The 18,198-nt window shown below is 63.0% G+C and carries 15 protein-coding genes and 1 pseudogene; 9 read left to right on the top strand and 7 right to left on the bottom strand.

Features of this window, described 5'->3' with window-relative positions; translation table 11 throughout:
• Positions 1–28 precede the first annotated feature (28 nt).
• A complete protein-coding gene (locus C41B8_RS16640) occupies positions 29–667 on the top strand; it encodes a hypothetical protein (protein ID WP_037340768.1) in 639 nt (212 codons plus the stop codon).
• Positions 668–1,155: 488 nt separating this feature from the next.
• Positions 1,156–1,845 carry a helix-turn-helix domain-containing protein gene (locus C41B8_RS16635; protein WP_198025263.1) on the top strand — a complete coding sequence of 230 codons (690 nt, stop codon included), beginning with the start codon at positions 1,156–1,158 and terminating at the stop codon, positions 1,843–1,845.
• Positions 1,846–1,893: 48 nt separating this feature from the next.
• Here C41B8_RS16635 and nhaD read toward each other — a convergent pair whose 3' ends face one another.
• A complete protein-coding gene (gene nhaD, locus C41B8_RS16630) occupies positions 1,894–3,381 on the bottom strand; it encodes a sodium:proton antiporter NhaD (RefSeq protein WP_084189157.1) in 1,488 nt (495 codons plus the stop codon).
• A gap of 162 nt (positions 3,382–3,543) precedes the next feature.
• Between nhaD and C41B8_RS16625 the strand changes: the two genes are divergently transcribed.
• On the top strand, positions 3,544–4,209 hold the full coding sequence (locus C41B8_RS16625) for a DsbA family oxidoreductase (protein ID WP_037340765.1): 666 nt from the start codon (positions 3,544–3,546) through the stop codon (positions 4,207–4,209).
• Positions 4,206–4,472, top strand: coding sequence for a DUF3253 domain-containing protein (locus tag C41B8_RS16620; protein WP_198025262.1), 267 nt, complete (start codon positions 4,206–4,208; stop codon positions 4,470–4,472). The genes C41B8_RS16625 and C41B8_RS16620 overlap by 4 nt, the downstream gene beginning before the upstream one ends.
• Here the strand turns inward: C41B8_RS16620 and C41B8_RS20530 are convergent.
• Positions 4,469–4,927, bottom strand: a complete 459-nt coding sequence (locus C41B8_RS20530; RefSeq protein WP_156962575.1) for a hypothetical protein — start codon at positions 4,925–4,927, stop codon at positions 4,469–4,471. The genes C41B8_RS16620 and C41B8_RS20530 overlap by 4 nt on opposite strands.
• 167 nt (positions 4,928–5,094) lie before the next feature.
• On the opposite strand from C41B8_RS20530, the gene C41B8_RS16610 reads away from it, so the two are divergent.
• The 3 genes from C41B8_RS16610 to C41B8_RS16600 all read left to right on the top strand — a co-directional run bounded on the left by C41B8_RS16610 (position 5,095) and on the right by C41B8_RS16600 (position 7,737).
• Positions 5,095–5,589 carry a cupin domain-containing protein gene (locus tag C41B8_RS16610; protein WP_037340798.1) on the top strand — a complete coding sequence of 165 codons (495 nt, stop codon included), beginning with the start codon at positions 5,095–5,097 and terminating at the stop codon, positions 5,587–5,589.
• A 169-nt stretch (positions 5,590–5,758) separates the two neighbouring features.
• Positions 5,759–7,132, top strand: a complete 1,374-nt coding sequence (locus C41B8_RS16605; protein ID WP_037340760.1) for a BamA/TamA family outer membrane protein — start codon at positions 5,759–5,761, stop codon at positions 7,130–7,132.
• A 182-nt stretch (positions 7,133–7,314) separates the two neighbouring features.
• Complete coding sequence (locus tag C41B8_RS16600) at positions 7,315–7,737, top strand: DUF6789 family protein (RefSeq protein ID WP_037340758.1); 423 nt, start codon at positions 7,315–7,317, stop codon at positions 7,735–7,737.
• A gap of 29 nt (positions 7,738–7,766) precedes the next feature.
• On the opposite strand, the pseudogene C41B8_RS21245 reads toward C41B8_RS16600, so the two are convergent.
• From C41B8_RS21245 to C41B8_RS16590, 3 genes and pseudogenes are all read right to left on the bottom strand, one after another.
• Positions 7,767–7,880: pseudogene (locus C41B8_RS21245) on the bottom strand (IS110 family RNA-guided transposase); the annotation flags it as partial.
• 199 nt (positions 7,881–8,079) lie between these two features.
• Positions 8,080–10,221 carry a carboxy terminal-processing peptidase gene (locus C41B8_RS16595; RefSeq protein ID WP_084189156.1) on the bottom strand — a complete coding sequence of 714 codons (2,142 nt, stop codon included), beginning with the start codon at positions 10,219–10,221 and terminating at the stop codon, positions 8,080–8,082.
• A gap of 182 nt (positions 10,222–10,403) precedes the next feature.
• The gene (locus tag C41B8_RS16590; protein WP_051883692.1) at positions 10,404–11,393 is read right to left on the bottom strand and encodes an SAM-dependent methyltransferase; all 990 of its coding nucleotides are present in this window, start codon (positions 11,391–11,393) and stop codon (positions 10,404–10,406) included.
• A gap of 573 nt (positions 11,394–11,966) precedes the next feature.
• On the opposite strand from C41B8_RS16590, the gene C41B8_RS16585 reads away from it, so the two are divergent.
• Positions 11,967–14,117: a putative bifunctional diguanylate cyclase/phosphodiesterase gene (locus C41B8_RS16585; RefSeq protein WP_051883691.1), complete on the top strand. Its 2,151-nt coding sequence runs from the start codon at positions 11,967–11,969 to the stop codon at positions 14,115–14,117.
• Here the strand turns inward: C41B8_RS16585 and C41B8_RS16580 are convergent.
• Positions 14,059–14,787 (bottom strand): sulfite exporter TauE/SafE family protein, encoded by a 729-nt coding sequence (locus C41B8_RS16580; RefSeq protein ID WP_084189150.1) that lies wholly within the window; start codon positions 14,785–14,787, stop codon positions 14,059–14,061. The two genes, C41B8_RS16585 and C41B8_RS16580, sit on opposite strands and share 59 nt — an antisense overlap.
• 120 nt (positions 14,788–14,907) lie before the next feature.
• Between C41B8_RS16580 and yccS the strand changes: the two genes are divergently transcribed.
• Positions 14,908–17,106, top strand: coding sequence for a YccS family putative transporter (gene yccS / locus C41B8_RS16575; RefSeq protein ID WP_037340754.1), 2,199 nt, complete (start codon positions 14,908–14,910; stop codon positions 17,104–17,106).
• 42 nt (positions 17,107–17,148) lie between these two features.
• On the opposite strand, the gene C41B8_RS16570 is transcribed toward yccS, so the two are convergent.
• Positions 17,149–17,940 carry a YrhK family protein gene (locus C41B8_RS16570; RefSeq protein WP_051883690.1) on the bottom strand — a complete coding sequence of 264 codons (792 nt, stop codon included), beginning with the start codon at positions 17,938–17,940 and terminating at the stop codon, positions 17,149–17,151.
• Positions 17,941–18,198: the final 258 nt, after the last annotated feature.

Genomic DNA, 18,198 nt, shown 5'->3' with positions numbered 1-18,198 from the left:
TAACGGCGATACGCGTAGCTTTGGGGCAATGAAACGATTGAATCCCAGCCCGGGCCGCCCGTCGGCGGTCGTGGGTATCCTCTGGCTTATTTTGTCCGCCGAGCTTGGCGGTTGTGCGCTGATCGGTCCGCATGACCCGGGTGCGTCGAACGCGGCTCGCCCGCCCTTCGCTGCGGGTCAAGAGTCGGCGCGCGACCAGCTCAACGACGGGTACAGCGATTTGTACTCGAACGTCAAAGGCCTGTCTAAGATCGACAAGTTCCTCTTGGTGAAGAACGAATCGGCGGACGTCGAGAAGGTGGTGCGCGACGTGACCGATTACAGTGGGCAATTGGCCGACCGGCTGCAGAAGCTCACCCACGATTTTCCGGCGCTGGCGCTCGATCGACCCACCACGCCGCCGCTGATCAAGGCCGCCCATGCGGCCGAAAAGAAAGCCTTGATCAAGCGCTATGCGCCGATCGTGGGCGATTCCGGCAAGACGTTCGAGCGCGGGCTGCTCATTCGTCTGCTTGTGATTGTCGACCAGCAGCGTTTTCTGGCGCAGACGCTCGCCCGGCGCGAATCCGATCCGGCGTTGTCGAAAATCATGTCCGGCGCCGCGACACGCTTCGGCGCGTTGTACAACGAGATCGATGCGCTTCTGAAGAAACGGTTTTATCGGTAGGGCCGGTCGCGAACGAGCGGGCGCCGCCGTTCGCGCATCCGAGTCGTTGTTGTTTCGTGCGCGTCCGCGCCAAGTGCTCCGTGAAAATTAACTCCGGGCGGCAAGACGAGGCGTAGCGAACGCGGCGTAGTGGGCCTACGCGAGAGAGCGACAACGCTGGATTGCCATCGTGTCGTTAATTTGTGGGCGCTTGTCCCTTCGGGTTGGGCCGGCCAAAGAAATTAATCAGGGGCGCCCGGGGCGTTGCGAGTCTGGGTCGTGGCACGCCCAGAGCCGGCGACTCGCGCCTTGCCGGATACGATTTGCGGTCTCCAACGCGGCGCGCGCACGAAACGGCAACAGTCCCTACGACGACGATGTCATGCCCGCGAGGGAAATGACCGGCGCCATGCCGGCGGCTAGCGGTCTCAATCTTGTGGCCGAATCGCGTTATGCTCGGCCGTGGCGGCCGGGGACCCGGGCGCCACGCTCATTTTCAGGAGACGACCATGGGCCGATCAGAGGATTCGACACGGGCCCGACTTTTCGAACAGGTGTCCAGCCTGACGTTCAATCTGTCGCGTCAGGCGGTCGGAGCGCTCGCCGGCCGTGTCGGCGGCTTGACGCTACGTATCGGCTCCACCCTGATCCTCGACAAGGCGCAGCGTAAGCGCTTGTCAGCCGAACAGCGTGCTTGGATGAAGCGCGCCGGTGAGGCCATCCACGACGCCCGTACGACCGCGGGGCTGTCGATCGACGGCCTGGCCGAAGCGCTCGCTCTGGAGGACAAGACGGTGCTCCAGGCCATGGAGCAGGGCAGTGCGACCGTGTCGTTCGAGCTCATCCTGCGGCTGACCTCGCTGCTCGCCCGCAACGACCCCATTCCGTTTCTGATCAGCCTCGTGCGTGGTTTCAATCCGCGGCTGTGGGCGTTGGCCGAGGATTGGGGCATCGGTCATCTGCCGACCATGATCGAACGCGATCGTAAATGGATGAACATCTACCGCGGCAATGAGGCCGTGCGCCAGCTGCCCGAGGCCGAATTCAATCAGGTGTTGGCGTTCTGCCGAAGTTCGATGGAAACCGCGATGGCGCTCAGGGCCGGTCGCTGGACGCCACCGCCCGTGCCGCCGGGCGATGGCGCGATCGATGACGCGGCGGTGCGCGCGTCGGAAAATGGCCCCGGGTCGTCGGCCTGACGCGGCTGTTTGCCGGGCCGGCTTCCGGGGCCGGCTGCGTTGTCCTCGTCAGCCGTGGAACGTGCCCGCGTTGACCAGCATATGCACCAGAATCGAGGCGATGTAGCCGATGGCGACCGCCCAGCTCCATTTCAGATGCGACATGAAGGTGTAGTAGCCGCGCGCCTGGCCCATGAGCGCCACGCCGGCCGCCGAGCCGATCGATAGCAGGCTGCCGCCCACGCCGGCCGTCATTGTCACGAGCAGCCACTGACCGTCCGACATGGCCGGTTTCATCTGGATTACAGCCGCCATGATCGGAATGTTGTCGACGATGGCCGACATCACGCCTATCGCCGTATTGGCCCAGGTCGCGCCCCATTGCAGGTAGAGCACGTTGGCCAGCACCGACAGATAACCCAGGAACGCCAGGCCGCCCACGCATAGCAGCACGCCGTAGAAGAACAGCAGCGTATCCCACTCGGCCTCGGCCACATGCCCGAATACGTTGAAGCGCTCGGCTGAATCGCCGTGCTCCTCGTGCCGTACCAGATCCGGCGGCGTCATTTCGTCGGACTCGCGATAAGCGGCCAGCGCCTCGTCCTTCCACATCGCTGTTTTCATGAGGTAATACATGAGCAGCTGCAGGTAGGCCATGCCCAGCATCATGCCGAGATAGGGCGGTAGGCCGAAGTAGCTGTGCCCGACCACGGCAGTGGCGATGGTCGCGGCGAAGGCGATCAGTACGGCATAGCCGCCGCGGCGGACGTGCCCGGTGTTCTCGCTGGCTTCGGGGGCGCCGGCGGGTACCGCGAAATGCATGATCGCCGCCGGGACCACGAAGTTGACCAGGGCCGGAATGAACAGCCGGAAGAATTCGGCGAAGCCGAGCTGGTCGGTCTGCCAGACCATCAGCGTGGTGATGTCGCCGAAGGGGCTGAAGGCGCCGCCGGCATTGGCGCCGACCACGATGTTGATACAGGCCAGGGCGATGAACCGCCGGTTGCCGCCGCCGACTGCCAGCACTACGGCCGACAGCACCAGTGCGGTGGTCAGGTTATCGATCGCCGGCGAGATGATGAACGCGAGAAAGCCAGTGATCCAGAACAGTTGCCGGAACGAATACCCCCGGGCCGCAAGCCAGGTGCGTAATGCCTCGAAGATGTTTCGGTCGGTCATGGCGTTGACGTAGGTCATCGCCACCAGCAGGAACAGGAACAAGCCGGCGAAATCGACCAGCGTTTCGGTCAGGGCGTCTTCGACCCCGGCGGATACACCGGTGAAATGCACATAGGCGGCGATCAGCATCCAGATGAGCCCCGCGGCGAGAATCACCGGCTTGGACTTACGCAGATCGGTGTATTCCTCGAGCACGACCAGCAGATAGGCGCCCGCGAATAGCGCCAGCGCCACGAAGCCGGGCCAAGCGGTCGTGAGATTGAGACCGTGATTCGAGCCACCGGAACCGGCGCTCGATTCGGCCGCCCAGGCCGCCAGTGGCAGTAGACAGCCGCCCAGAGCTGTCGCCCAGGTCAGGAACACACGCTTTGCGGTCATCGACAATCCCCCAACGACCGGCGCCGTGCCGGCTCGCTGCATCATGAAAGCTCGCTAGCCTATCAAGATGGGGGCACCCAAGGGTAATCCCGACAACGCATGTATTGAAACATCGCCCGCACGGCGACAGATTGTTAGACGCGCCCACCCCCGGAGCCCATCATGATGACCTTGGATATCGATCTCGTCTCGGACATTGTCTGTCCCTGGTGCGCGATTGGCCTTGCCCGTTTGCAACAAGCCACCGATCGGCTCGACGACATCGATTGCCGGCTGCGCTGGCATCCGTTCGTGCTGAATCCCGATATCGGGCCCGAAGGGCGCGACATGGTGGATCATCTGGCCGCGAAATACGGCAAGACGCCGGACGAGGTGCGCGAGTCGCAGCAGCAAATCATCGCGGCGGCCGCCGAATCCGGTCTGAACTTCGAGCGTGCCGCCGAGCGCCGCTCCTGGAACACCTTCGATGTGCATCGCGTGCTGCATGAAGCGCGCGAGGCCGGTGTCGATCAGGCGTTCAACGAGCAATTGTTCGATGTGTACTTCCGCGAAGCCGCCAACCCGACCGATCCGGGGCTGCTGCGCGAGATTGGCGTCTCGCTGGGCATGGATGCGGGCACCATCGACGATATCCTGGCCGGCGAGCGTCACGCCGACGCGGTGCAAGCCGAAATCGACTACTACCACCAGCTCGGCGTTACTGCCGTTCCCTCGTTCGTGGTCGCCGAGCGTTATCTCATTTCCGGGGCTCAGCCGCCTGAGGTACTGGCGGATGCCTTGCGCCAGATCGCAACAGAGCTCGCGGGTGAAGCCGCATCCGACGCGTGAGCGTCAGCGACCAGGCGATTGCCCGTGCCATCGTTGATCGGGTACACGAACGCGGGCTGGATGCGACCTGCTGCCCCTCGGAAATCGCGCGCGATATTGCAAGCGAAGAGGGCGGCTGCGATTGGCGCGAGTTGATGCCCCGCGTCCGGCAGGCCGCGGTCGATCTCGCTCACCGGCAGCGGATCGAAATCCGGCAGCGCGGCGAACAGGTCGACCCCGACAATTTCAGCGGGCCGATCCGGCTTGGGCTACCCCGCGTCTAATCGCGCACGCGCCCCGGAGCTGGGACGCCGGGCCTCCCGTCGACGGGCGGGTGCGACTCTCGTAGCTGGAACGACGGGCGAGGCGAGACGTCGTGTCCCGGCCGGGCATCGTGCCGGTCGGGCGGTCTGTCATGCCCGGAATGCCAGTCGTGCCGGTCCCGGATACGATCGCGATCATGCCCGACCTCGCGGTGATCGAAGTCGCGGTGGGCGGGTCGGCGGTCCCGGTCATCCCATCGATGATCGGAGCGCCAGCGGTCGTCGTCTCGATGCCGATCATTCCGATGCCAGTCACGATACGCAGGATAATCGTCGTAGCCGGGATAAACGATATAGCCCGGGTAGTCGATGTCGTAGCGAGGGTAGACTCGCTCGTATTCCACGTCGTGGTAGGCGTATGGGGCGCAACCGACGCCGGCCAGGGTCAGTGCCAACGCAGGAATCAAACGTTTCATGGCGACCGCCGCGCGAAACGCGCGCTCGATGAGTCTCTATTATTACGCCGCGCTGCATGAATCGGATTTGAACCGCCGCCGGGGCCGGCCGTGGCATGCGCTTCGCTCGGGGCCGGCGCGTCATCTGTGTTAACGATGGCCATGTTGTTTCATTCGCCTGCGACACGATGACCGCCGACGACATCATCCAGAGGCTATGCCTCCAGCCGCACCCCGAGGGCGGGTATTATCGCCAAACCTATCAGGCCGCCGACACGCTCGCGTCCACGGGCCTACCCGACCGCTACGACGGGCCGCGTGCTGCCGCCACGGCGATCTATTTTCTGTTGCGCGACGCCGAGGTGTCGCACTTGCATCGCCTGAAGTCGGATGAAGTCTGGCATTTCTATACCGGCGATCCATTGATCGTTCATGTCATCACGCCCGAAGGCCAGCATATCGAACAGATGCTCGGCCACGATCTGGTGGCCGGTCAGGCGCCCCAATTCGTGGTGCCGCAAGGCGCCTGGTTCGGGGCCGAAATGGCGGGTAGTCAGGGCTTTGCGCTGGTCGGCAATACCGTGGCGCCGGGCTTCGATTTCGACGATTTCGAGCTGGCCGACGCCGCCGAGCGCATCGCCGACTGGCCACAGCACGCCGATCTCATACGCCGGTTGACCTGAGCGTGGACGACCACGGCGGACGGTCACGGTCGTGCGTCGAGATCCGTGAGGTTCCCCATATCCCGGCCCCATTCGTTGCGGTAACGTAACTTTCGGTCACGCCGATATTTCATGGTCGCCCGGCGTTGGGCCGGGACGACGGGCGGGCTCACGCTAGAGGTTTTCGACGATGAACACACTCGCTACCGCGCCAGACGTGGCCGACCGGCCCATGCGTTGGCGCCAGCGTGGCACCGTTGCCGGCCGAGGCCTGGCATGTTGTGCGCTCGGTTTTGGTTTGTCCTGGGCAGTGGCCAGCCCTGCCTATGCCGGCGGTACGCTCGATATTGAGCGTAGCGTGGGGCAGTTCATTGTGTTGGACAACGAGCGCCGGGCGATCAAGGAAAACAAAGCCGCGGCGGCTGGACAAGAGGGGCAGGCCCAGCCGGGTGATTCGGAAGCGGCCAACGCGCTCGATTCGTCCCACAATGTCGCCTTGTTGCCACAGCTGGGTTATGACCCGGAAGTGGGTTTCATCGTGGGCGGTAAGTTCAGCGATATCAATTTCGGCGATACGCACATGAACCTCGATATCGGCGCGACGCAGTCGACCGGTGGCGAGACCAGCGTCGATGGCACCTGGGGCGTGCCGCATTTATTCGGCAGCGATTTCATTGGCCTGGTGCGGTTCGAGTACGAGCTGCGCCCGACCACTGATTTCTACGGCCTCGGCAACAACAATGTCGGCGACAAGGAGCTGAGCCAGCACGAGTATCACGCCACGTCGTTGTTGTTCACGCTCGCCCGTCGCTTAGCGCCGCATTGGGTCGCGGCCGGCACTATCGGTTATGACCGCACCACTGTCGGCCCGGGTGATCCCCAGCACGGTAAGCTCGCCACGACCGACGCGTTCAGCAAATTACCCGGCATCAAGGGTGGTTATAACAACCCGTTATCGCTATCGATCATCTACAACACCCAGCGCGATCTCACCCGGCCGCAACAGGGCTGGAACGTCGTCGGCAAAGTCACCCACGTCGGGCCGGAACTCGGTAACGATTTCAACTATGCGCGATTCACCGGCGATGCGAGCTACGTGCATCCGATCGGTTCGCCCAAACATTTGATCGGCTTTCGGATCGATGGCCAGTACTTGACCGGCAGTGGTAACGATCTGCCGTTCTACGAGTTTTCGTCGATCGGCGGGTTCGACAGCCTGGAAGGTTTTTACCCCAATCGTTTCCTGGGACAGAGCCGGATCTTCGCCCGCGTCGGCTATCAGCAACTGCTCGCCGATTTTCAATTCCGTGATCTATGGCGCGTGCGGCTCGACGGCACCGTGTTCGGCGGCGCCGGCCGGGTGTTCCTGGACAAATCGCGTCTGCCCAGCGATCTGCTCGCCGATACACCACAGGTCGCGCCGGGGTTGAGCAACGATATCCAGTTCAGCTACGGCGCCGGGCTGCGTGTGGCGCTGGGTGAGGCGATCTCGGCGCGTCTCGAGGCCGGCTTCTCGGGCGAGAGCAAAGGGCTGGTGTATCTGTCGTTTGGCAACGCGTTCTAAGTTTCGTGTGAGCGCCGCGTTGGCAGGTCGCTCGTAGTCCTGTGGGCTATGCAACGAGCTGATCGATCGAGGAACTTGGCGCCACGGTTGTTACAAAAAGTCTAACGCAGCGGTTACGCACGTCGGCCGCCGGGTTGGCACCATACGGTAGGCTGGCCTCTTTGCACCGCAGAGGAGACCTCATGAACCCACTCAAGGGTGTCGTTGCCGGCTTCATCGCCACGGTCGTGCTGTCGATCCTGATGATCATCAAGGCTTTTTCGCACTGGCTGTCGGCTTTTAACGCGATTGAGGCAATTCATCGCCTGACCGGCGGTTTGTTGGTCATGGGCTGGGTCGGCCATTTCGTGATCGGCGCCATCCTGTGGGGCGTGCTCTTCGCATTGTTATACCGGCGCCTGCCGGGCAATCGTGGGCTGGTACGCGGCATCGTCTTCGGGCTGTTCGCGTGGCTGGCGATGATGCTGTTGTTTTTGCCCGTGACCGGCTACGGATTTTTCGGTATCGCGATCGGCTGGCCGTTGATCGGCTTCACGCTGGCGATGCACATCGTTTATGGCAATGTCCTCGGTATGAGCTACGCCTCATTGACCGGGCAGCGCTAGATACCATCGTGCGTGCCCCAACCCAAGGGCTATAGAGAAGGGGCTTGGGGTTGATACGGCGTTTGGTGTTTGAGCACGCCAAAGGCGGTGTGTATGCGTTTTCGCATGGCGGCACCGGGCGCACTCATCGCCGGCTTGGCACGACGCGCTCGTGTCGCTATCGCTGTTTGTGAAATGAGCCCGCTGCGTTCGTAACGCCCCTTCCTTAAGCGCGTGGTGAGGCTTCGTTCGGCACGGGCTCGAAGCCAATCTCGACGCCAAAAAAGAAGGCCGGCTAATGCCGGCCTTCTTGGTTGGGATATCGGAGCAGCCGCCCCCAAGCGAGTCCGGCTGCCGATCGGCTTATGCCGCCTTTTTATGCCCTTGTTGTGCCGAGTGATAAGCCTGGATCAGATCCAGCAGGATATTGGCACTCTCGGTCTCGTAGGCGTCGATCTTGTCGCTGTTGGTCGACCCTGTGGGCTGTGTCGGCAGCGTATCTTTGGTCTCGCCCTTGTTGCCATTGTCGCCGGATGTGGCGTCGGCGTCCTGGGCGTCTTCAAATGCCTTGTAGTCCTTGTACGGCGTCTTGCCGGTCGCCTTGCGATGCGCGTTGGCCAGCGCCAGCATCTTGTCTTCGAGTTGCTGCTGCTCCTTGCGCCGGGTGTTGATATCCAGCGACACGGTGTTCTGGTCGCTCTGCTTGCGCGCCAGCTCGATGCGCTGAACCAGATACTGGAAATCCGGGTCGTGCGCGATGCGCTCCTGGTGCTCCTTCTTGAGCGTCGGGAGCAGCTTCTGGAGCGTGTCGGACGACGGATAGGCCGTCGGCGGGATCGTGTCGTAGGGCAAGGCATTGGGCAGGGCGGACTCGCCGATCTTGTCGGGGTCGATGGCCGACGGATAGGTGATGTCCGGGGTTACGCCCCGATCCTGCGTGCTCTTGCCGGAGACACGATAGAACTTGGCCTCGGTCAGCTTGAGTTGGCCGGACGACAACGGTAACAGCGTCTGTACCGTACCCTTGCCGAAGGTCTGGCTGCCCAGGATCAGAGCGCGGCCGTAGTCCTGCAGCGCACCGGCGACAATCTCGGACGCCGAGGCCGAAAGCCGGTTCGTCATGACCGCCAGCGGCCCGGTATACACCGCGCCGTTGTTGCGATCGCCCAGCACCTGGATATTGCCGTCGGCGTCCTGAATCTGTACGCCGGGCGCTGAATTCATGAACAGGCCGATCAGCTGCATCGCTTCGCCGAGGGCGCCGCCGCCGTTGTTGCGCAGGTCGAGAATCACCGCGTCGACGTGGTCTTTTTTCAGCTTGATCAACTGTTTCTTCACGTCTTCCGCGGTGCCGTTGTAGAACGACGGCAGGGTGATAAGCCCGATCTTGTGATCGGTACCATTGCGTTTGACGTGGATGATTTGGGAGCTCGCCTCCTGATCCTTGAGTTTGATCTTGGCGCGCTTGAGGGTAATGGTCTTGGTCTGGCCGTTATCCGATGGCGAGACCTGCAGGCGAACATACGATCCCGCCTTGCCCCGGATCAGCTGTACGGTTTCGTCGAGCCGCATGCCGATCACGTCGGTAAAGTCGCCTTTCTTGCCTTGGCCGACGGCGATGATGCGATCGGTGGGCTTGAGCTTGCCGGACTTGGCCGCCGGGCCGCCCGGGATCAGGCGCACGATCTCGGCGTAACCGTTCTTCGAGCGTAGCTCGGCGCCGATGCCCTGCAGTTGCAGGTTCATGTCGATGCTGAAATCTTCGTAGCGCCGCGGCGAGAAATAGTCGGTGTGCGGATCGTAGCAGTGGGTGTAGGCATCCATGTACACCGAGAACGCGTCGGTCGGCTCGGCCTGGCGCAGCTGCTTCAGTTCGTTGGTATAACGCTGGGTCAGGCGCTTCTGGATTTCGGCTGGCTTGATGTCGTTGAGCCGCAGGTCGATGACCTGATTCTCCAGCTGCTTGGTCCAGAGTTTCTCGCGGGCGTCGGCATTGGCCGGCCATGGCGCGTTTTCGCGATCGACCTTGAACGATTCCTGATCGTCCAGATTGAGCGTGCCCAAACCCTGCTTGATGCGATTGAGCGCCCATTGATCGATCTGGATCCGGCGCTTCTGGTAGGTGTTGAAGATGGCATAAGCCGCGGTGAGGTTGCCGCTTTTCAACTGATCGTCGAGCTCGTCGCCGTATTCGCGCTTCAGACGCTTGACGTCGGAAGCCAGGAAGACGCTGTGGGTGCCGTCGAGATCGTCGAGATAGGCCTTGAAGAACTTCTCGGAAAACTGGTTGTCGAGCTTGATCTTGTTGTAGTGGTTGTCCTGCAGTTCGCGCACGACTTCCTGATCGATCTTGCTCTGGTCGTTATCCGGCGTCAGCGGGGTATAGCCCTGGGCCGGGCCTGCGCCGGCATCCGGGACCGGGGCCGGTTGAGTTTCCGAGGCGGCACAGCCGGTCTGGACGCAAAGCATCGCCAGCAGCACAAGAGACAGGGCTAGGTAGCGCATGAAAATCACGTGTCCTATCGAGTTGACCGCGGGAACACGGCATCGGGATCGTAGAGGGTCGCGTACAGGGTAGCGGCCCCGCCGAGAATCGTCGAAATTGTCGGCACGAGGGGCAACGATACATGAAGGGTGCCACACGCAGGAATACGCACTCCTACGGTTCTCTGTAAAGAGGGCGGCATTCAGTGAGGGTCCGGGCCGCGGAATACGGCTTCGGGCGGCCCGCCTTCGGGTAGACGAAAGAATGTCAGTTCGTGCTTGTTGGCCGCCAGGTGACACAGACGGGCGTTTTTTATATCGAGAAAGCGGCTGATTTCGGCCGGATCGACCATGCCCTGGCATTTGACGGTAATAATGACGGCAGCGTGCGGGCACGCGTGGCACCAGTAATCGGCCAGATCCAACAATCGGCTGGGGTACGCGATGACATCCGACAGAATCCAGTCGGGTGGGCGTTCCAGATCGTCAACGGTCACCCCGAACGCGTCGCCGCGCCATGTCGTCACCCGCGTGCTCGCCATGATCTGCGGCGCCAGGTCCGCGCGGTCTACCGCGATAATCTCGGCGCCGAGCCGGTCGAGTACCCACGTCCAGCCTCCCGGCGAGGCGCCGAGTTCTAGGCAGACATCGCCCGGACCCGGCCGCCGCCGGGCTAGCGTCAGGGCTTCCCAAAGTTTGAGATAAGCGCGATTCGGCGGGCCCGTCCGGTCCTCGGCGAAGATCGGATGCCCGTCGGCGAAAGCGCTTGAACAGACCGGCGATGCCAGCAGGCGATCACGATCCAGTAGCGCAAAACTGCCCAGGGGAGCGGAGGGTACAAACGCCGGGAATTCCAGCGGCTTGAAGCGAATGGGCGGTAACTTGTCGGCAATCAGGCGGGCCCGCCGATGATGCGCAATCGAATGCAGATGCCAATTACGCTGGATCGAAGTCAGCCGCCGCGCAGCATCGCCGATCGAGTCCACGCGGTACTCGCGTGGCGCGAGCCACGTGTTCTGTGCCCAGGCCGCCGGACCGGGAACGTCGCGCGTAAATATGAGCGAGTCGATGTCGTCGACGATCTGGCTGCCGCGATGCACCAGTTCGTCGACGAGCGCATCGCGCTGTCCATCGGCCGCCTGGTGCACGGTGTCGTATTCGATCGGAAGTGCGGCGGACGTCTCGGCTGGCATCGGGCGCGGTCGGCATTCGAGGCGATGTTTCAACCGCGGCAGTGTAGAGCCTGTTGCCGTTTCGTACGAGCGCCGCGTGAAGACCGCAAAGTGTCTTCGGCAAGGCGCGAGCCTCCGGCCCCGGGCACGCCACGACCCCGACCCGCAATGCCGCGGGGCGCGCCGGAACGTTTTATGGGTGTCGGCCCCGAGGGTCGAGTAGCCGAGGCATTAACCACATGCCGGCAATACGGCATGGTCGCTTTCCCGCGCAGAACCATCACCCGGCGTTCGCGACGCCTCGTTTTGCCGCTTATCGCCAATGTTAAAGGACGCGTTTGGCGGGCTCGGAAAAGATGGCAACACAGCTGGGAAGGTCAAACGGTTGTGACGATATAACAGTCGACTGAACTTTATTGTGTACAATTGAATGAGTGTTCGGACGGCGGCGGTGCATCTTTGGGTCGGCCACCCGTCGTACCGGTCATCGAGTATTTTGACGAGCACCGCACCGTCGCCCCGTGCTGAGGCGTTCGTCTAACACCGGATCTTGGCCGCAACCGCCACTCGGTTGGATGCCGGAGCAATCGTTCTATGCATGCCGCTCGCTTTCTCACCCAGAGCTACCAGCCTGGTCTCGTGCTGCTATCGATCGCGGTCGCGATTCTCGCGGGCTACGCCGCGCTCGATCTCGTCAATCGTGTACACGCCGCGCAGCGCCGCTATGCCTGGATCTGGATCGCCGCCGGCGCGGTCACGCTGGGGTCGGGGATATGGTCGATGCATTTCATCGGCATGCTTGCGTTGATACTGCCGATTCACATGAGTTACGCCGTGTGGCCCACGGCGCTGTCCTGGCTGATGGCCGTCGCCGCCTCGGCCGTCGCATTAAGGCTGGCCTGTCGAACGCAGCTCGACCGCGGGCCGTGGTTCGCGGGCTCCGCCTTCATGGCACTGGGCATCGTGAGCATGCATTACACCGGCATGTACGCGATGGAAATCACGCCGGGGATCGTCTACGACCCGGTATGGGTCGCCTTGTCGGTACTGGTGGCGCTCGTCGGGTCTGCGGCCGCGCTTGGCCTGTCGTTCGCGTTGCGCGGGCTGAGCCGGCGTTTTCTGCGGGTCCGGAAATGCATCGCGGCCGTGTTCATGGGGATCGCGATCGCCGGTATGCACTACTCGGGCATGGCTGCCGCCGAGTTCCCGGCCGCCACGCACGCCCTGACGACTGTGGGGGTCGAGAAAAGCTGGTTGGCACTGTTGATCAGTTCGCTTTCGGTGGTCCTGCTGTCGGCGACCCTGCTCGCCGCGGCGCTCGATCGACGGCTGGAAACACAGACGGCCGAACTGGTCGCTTCGCTCCAGGAAGCCAACGAGCAGCTACGCCACAGTAGCTATCACGATGCCCTCACCAATCTGGCGAATCGCAAGCTGCTCGGCGAGCGGATCAGCCACGAGATTCAGCGAGCGAGCCGGCGTGGTAGCGGCTTTGCGTTGTTCTATCTCGACCTCGATGGTTTCAAGCAGCTCAACGACCATCTGGGCCACCAGGCAGGCGACGAAGCGCTGGAGCGGGTGGCCAATGCAATGCGTGAGACCGTACGCGACAACGACACGATTGCGCGCATGGGGGGCGACGAGTTCGTCGTGCTGACCGCCGAGGTCGAGGCCGCCGCCGATATCGATATGCTGGCGAATCGGTTGCTCACGGCGATCCGCGAGGCCGGCGAAACCGCGCCGGGATTATCGGCCAGCATCGGCTGGGCGCGTTTCCCGGACCATGGGCAGACGGCACAGGCACTGGTTACGGCGGCGGATCGTGCCATGTATTGGGCCAAGACCCACGGCAAAAACAGTTATGTGGGCTATCGTGCTGAGATGGCGTGCCAGGCTCGGGATGAATTCCACCTCCGGCGCGAGCTGGGCAAAGCGCTCGAAACCGAGGCCATCACGGTCTACTACCAGCCTAAATATCGGACCTCTGACGGTACGCTCTCCGGTGCCGAAGCCCTGGTGCGCTGGCATCATCCGCAGCTTGGGTTGATCACGCCGGATCGTTTCATCCCTCTGGCCGAACGGTCGGGCCAGATCGATCAACTGGAACGGGTCATTCTCGACAACGTATGCCGTCAGATTCGGGACTGGCGCGCATCCGGCCTGACCGCGCCTCGAATTTCGGTGAATCTGTCGGCCGCCCGAGTCAGCGATCCTCAGCTGCCGGACATGGTGCAGCGGCATTTGGATCGTCACGGTATCGAGCCGCAGGCGTTGCTGTTGGAAATTACCGAATCCGTCTCGATCAAGGGCATGCAGGAGACGATCGGTACGCTCGAACGGTTCGCGCGCATGGGCATCGATGTAGCGCTCGACGATTTCGGGACCGGGCATTCGAGCTTGTCGTATCTGGAACAACTGCCGATCCAGCAGCTCAAGATCGATCGCTCGTTCATTCGTGATCTGGGGCCTGCCATGCCGCAGCAAGCCGCGATCGTGAGTTCGATCGTGACGCTGGCCCATAATCTGGGGCTCGATGTGGTGGCCGAAGGCGTGGAAACGGAAGAACAGCTGCATTATGTCGTCGAGCTCGGCTGCGACGAGATGCAGGGTTACCTGTTCAGTCGGGCGGTGCCGGCGGATCGCTTCGAGCGCCTGCTGGGCGGCATGCGCTACGGCGAACGTGGCCTCAACCGATCACCAGACGCAGCGCCGGCAATGCCAGCACGAGCGCCAGAATTCGGCTGAAGGTTTTCTGCTCGACCCGGTAATGCAGCTTATGGCCGGCGATGAGGCCGATCAGGATTATCGGCAGGCACGACGCGGCGAGCCACCAGGAATGCATCTTGAGCAGACCGAGATGACTGTAGATGGCCGCCTGAACGGCTGAGCCCAGCAAAAAGGCCATGGTGAGGATGGAGCGCGAATAGCGCTTCGGATAGCGCATGTTGGTATAGATCAGGAGCGGGATCGGCGATACACCGACTGCGCCCACGATCACGCCCGCAAACAGCGACGAACCGGCCAGACCGGAGGCATCGGCCCGTCCCATGGCCGGCATGCGTTCGGGCGCGGGCGTCCGGAACACGTTGAGTACGACATAACACAGGATTACGGCGCCGAGCGTGCGCTGCAGAATGTCCACCGGCAGTACGGCCAGCAGCTGCGCGCCGCCGAGTATGCCCGCCGACAGCGACAGGGCGGCGATCGGGCCACGTCGCCAATCGAACTCGCGCCGGGCCAGGCCCATCATCACCAGATTGGTGCCGAGCGCCACCACGGCCACAACCGGCACCACGTCGCGAAACGGATAGATCAGCACCAGGCTGCTGACCATCAGCGTACCGCTGCCGAAACCGGTCAGCCCCTGAGCCGTCGCGCCCACGAGTGCCGCGAGGTTGAACAGAAGTATCTGCAAAGTATTAGACTAAAGTATTATGCGGCGACGTAGTGTAGCGTACCGGTCTGCGCCGGGCGTAGCCGATCGCCGGTGTCGCGACACGCGCTACACTGACTTCTCTTGGGTTGATGGGCACGAATGTCATTGCGCTGGTTCCGTCTGCAACGCGTCACGGCGTTCGATCGCTTCGCCGATGCCATCCGGGTGCTGGTCGCCTTGTCCGGGGTGATGCTTTATACCGGCCTGCGCGAAGACGCGCATCAGCTGATTCCGTTGATGCTCGGTGTGATCGCCAGTGCGATCGCCGAAACCGACGACAGTTGGCGCCGGCGCGCCCGAGCACTATTACTTACGCTGGTGTGTTTTTCGGTGGCGGCACTCACCGTCGAAGGGCTGCTCGGGATGCCCTGGGCGTTCGCGCTGGCGCTGCCGGTCGGCACGTTCGTGCTCATCATGCTGGGCGCGGCCAGCGGTCGATTCGCCACGATCGGCAATGCCACGCTGTTGTTGTCGGTCTACACCATGATTGGTGTGACCCAGCATACCGGCGCGCCGCGCCCGTTCTGGGTCGAGCCGCTGCTGCTGGTGATCGGCGCCGCCTGGTACGGCGTGCTGGCGTTGGCCTGGAACGCGGTATTCGTACACCGCCCGGTGCGACAGTCGCTGGCGCGACTATACGGCGCGCTGGATGATTATCTGGTCTGCAAGTCCTGGCTGTTCGAACCGGTGCGCGATCTGGACGTGGCGGCCCGGCGCAGCGATCTCGCGCATGCCAACGCCCGCGTGGTCGGCGCGCTCAACGATACCCGCCTGGCGCTGATGGATCGCCTGGCCGGCCGCCGCTCGCGTTCGGCGATGACCGAGAATCTGCGTCTCTACCTGGCCGCCCAGGACATCCACGAACGCACCAGCTCGGCGCATTATCCATATAAGGCATTGACCGAGGCCTTCTTCCACAGTGATCTGATGTTCCGCTGCCAGCGCCTGCTGCGGGTGACCGGGGCGGCCTGTCGCGCGCGGGCCGCCGCGCTGCGCTACGACGAGCCGTTCGTCGACGACGGCCGCATGGCGACCGCCGTTGATGATCTGGACGCCGCGATTGCGCATCGGCGGACCATGGTGGACGCCCCCGGTGCCGATCTGCTCTATGCCGTCGACGACGTGGCCGACAACCTGCGTGGACTCGCCGAGCGCGTCGAGGACGCCGGCGCGCCCGATGCCGACAGCGACACCGTGCTGCAGAATCCGCTGCCGCAGTCCTCGATGGAAATCTGGCAACGGATCCGTGTGCAGCTCACGCCGGCCTCCGCGCGTTTTCGCCACGCGCTGCGCCTGGCGCTGGCGATGTGGGCCGGATATCTCGTGCTGCTGGCCGTTCATCCGGCCCAGGGCTACTGGATTCTGCTGACCACCATGCTGGTCTGTCAGCCGGATTATGGCGCCACGCGCACGCGTTTTCTGCAGCGCGTCGGCGGCACGGTGGCCGGGCTGGTACTCGGCTGGGCGCTGATGCGGCTGTTTCCGTCGCCCGAGGTCCAGCTGCTGATGATCGTGGCCTCCGGTGTGGTCTTTTTTGCCGCGCGTTTTCGTTATTACTTCACGGCGGCCGCCGGCATCAGCGTGCTGGTGCTGATGTCGTTCAACCAGATCGGCAACGGCTTCGATCTGATTTGGCCGCGCTTTATCGATACGCTGATCGGTGGCGGTTTGGCCGCGGCGGTCATGCTGTTGGTGCTGCCGGACTGGCGCGAACGCGAGCTGCATCATCGGCTGGCCGATGCGTTGACCGCGCATGCCGCTTATCTGCGGGTGTTGTTCTCGCAGTATCGCAACGGCCGTGCCGACGATCTGGCCTATCGCATCGCCCGGCGCGATGCGCACAACGCCGACGCGGCCGTGAGCACACATGTGGCGACCGCGCTCAAGGATCCGCACGGCGCTCGCACTGACAGCCGCGAGGCGTTGGCGGTCCTGGCCTGTGCGCAGACGTTGATCGGTCATCTGTCGACGCTCGGCGCGCACCGCGAAGTGCTTGACCCCACCGATGTCGATACGCTGGACGAGGCGGTCGCGCATATCGCCGAGGCACTGGATCATGTGGCCCACGGGCTGATCCGCTCCGAGCCGGCCCCGTTCGACGGCGACGCTGCATCGCGCATCTACGATCGGCTGGCCCGGCTGCGTACCGAGCGCGAGGGCACGGTCCGCCTGGTCGCCGGTCAGCTTCAGCTACTGTTGGAGGAGTTGCCCGAGCTGCGGCGTATCGGCGCCCAGCTGGTCGGCCATCATCGTGCGCCGGCGCCGAACGCGCCGGCGCGACGCTGGTTCCCGGGCTGAGCTATCGCGCCTCCGTGCACGCTTGCTCGCCCGCGGCAAGCGTCAGCCGGCCTTGTACGTCTTGCCCAGCTTGCCCTTGGTATCGATTTCGCTCTGCAGTTCGCGAATGAACATCGTGCCGAGGCCGCTGGCGTGGCAGAACGACTCGAGCTTGTCGCGTACCAGCTTGCGGTAATAGACCACGATGCCGCCGGCAAAGAACAATACGCTCGCGAACAGGAACTGAGCGGCCGCGAAGGTGGTGATCTGCGTCTTGGCCGAGCCGGACAGATCCCAGAGGTAGGGAATCGAGGCTACCGCGAACAGCGCCGATCCGACCAGAAACATCGCTACGGTCATGTTGAACAGCTGCATATAGATCAGCGACGGCGCTTCCACCACCTGCAGGATGTTGACCAGCCCGCCGATGACGAATAGCACCGAGCCGATGATGAACGTCCAGGCGCCTAGCGTCGTGGCATCCAGCGAGGGAAGAAAACACAGGCTGCCGACCACGAACAATGCCGATCCCAGCACGTACGACCACGCTGCAATGAACTCGATGTGGTCGGCAAAAGTATCGGTATCGTGTCGGCGCCAGTACTTCATCACTTCGAGCAGATCGTGGCCGGTGACCAACAGATAGAGCAGCGAGCCGACGAAGAACAGCCAGTCACCTACGGCGAGGTAAGAGGACAAGGCCGGAAAGAAGAACAGACTGCCGCCGACGAAGCCCAGCCCGCCGAGTTTGTAACTGAAGGCGTTAATCGTTTCCCAGACCTTGTGCGAGGTGCTGTTCTCATTCTGCGATACGAGATTGGAAACACGCGGACGGTGGGTGATGAGATGCGGCATGACGATCGGGCCCCTCGATGGAATCGGTCCAGACTACCACCGGCATATCGGCGGGCCTCACCCGCAGGGCCCGGGCCCGTGAGGCGGCAATCCAGCATTATAGCTCTCTCGCGTAGAACCACTACGCCACGTTCGCTACGCCTTGTCTTGCCGCAAAACTGCGCTTGGCGCGGACTCACACGAAACCTCAACAGACCCTAGGTGTTTGGTCCCGCTGTATGATGGTTCAACGTTAACGCCAGAGTTCAAAGCGATCTT

Source organism: Salinisphaera hydrothermalis C41B8 (assembly GCF_000732535.1).
Classification (GTDB): Bacteria; Pseudomonadota; Gammaproteobacteria; order Nevskiales; family Salinisphaeraceae; genus Salinisphaera; species Salinisphaera hydrothermalis.
Note: the sequence above shows the minus strand (reverse complement) of the source record. Positions and strands in the feature narration are given on the sequence as shown.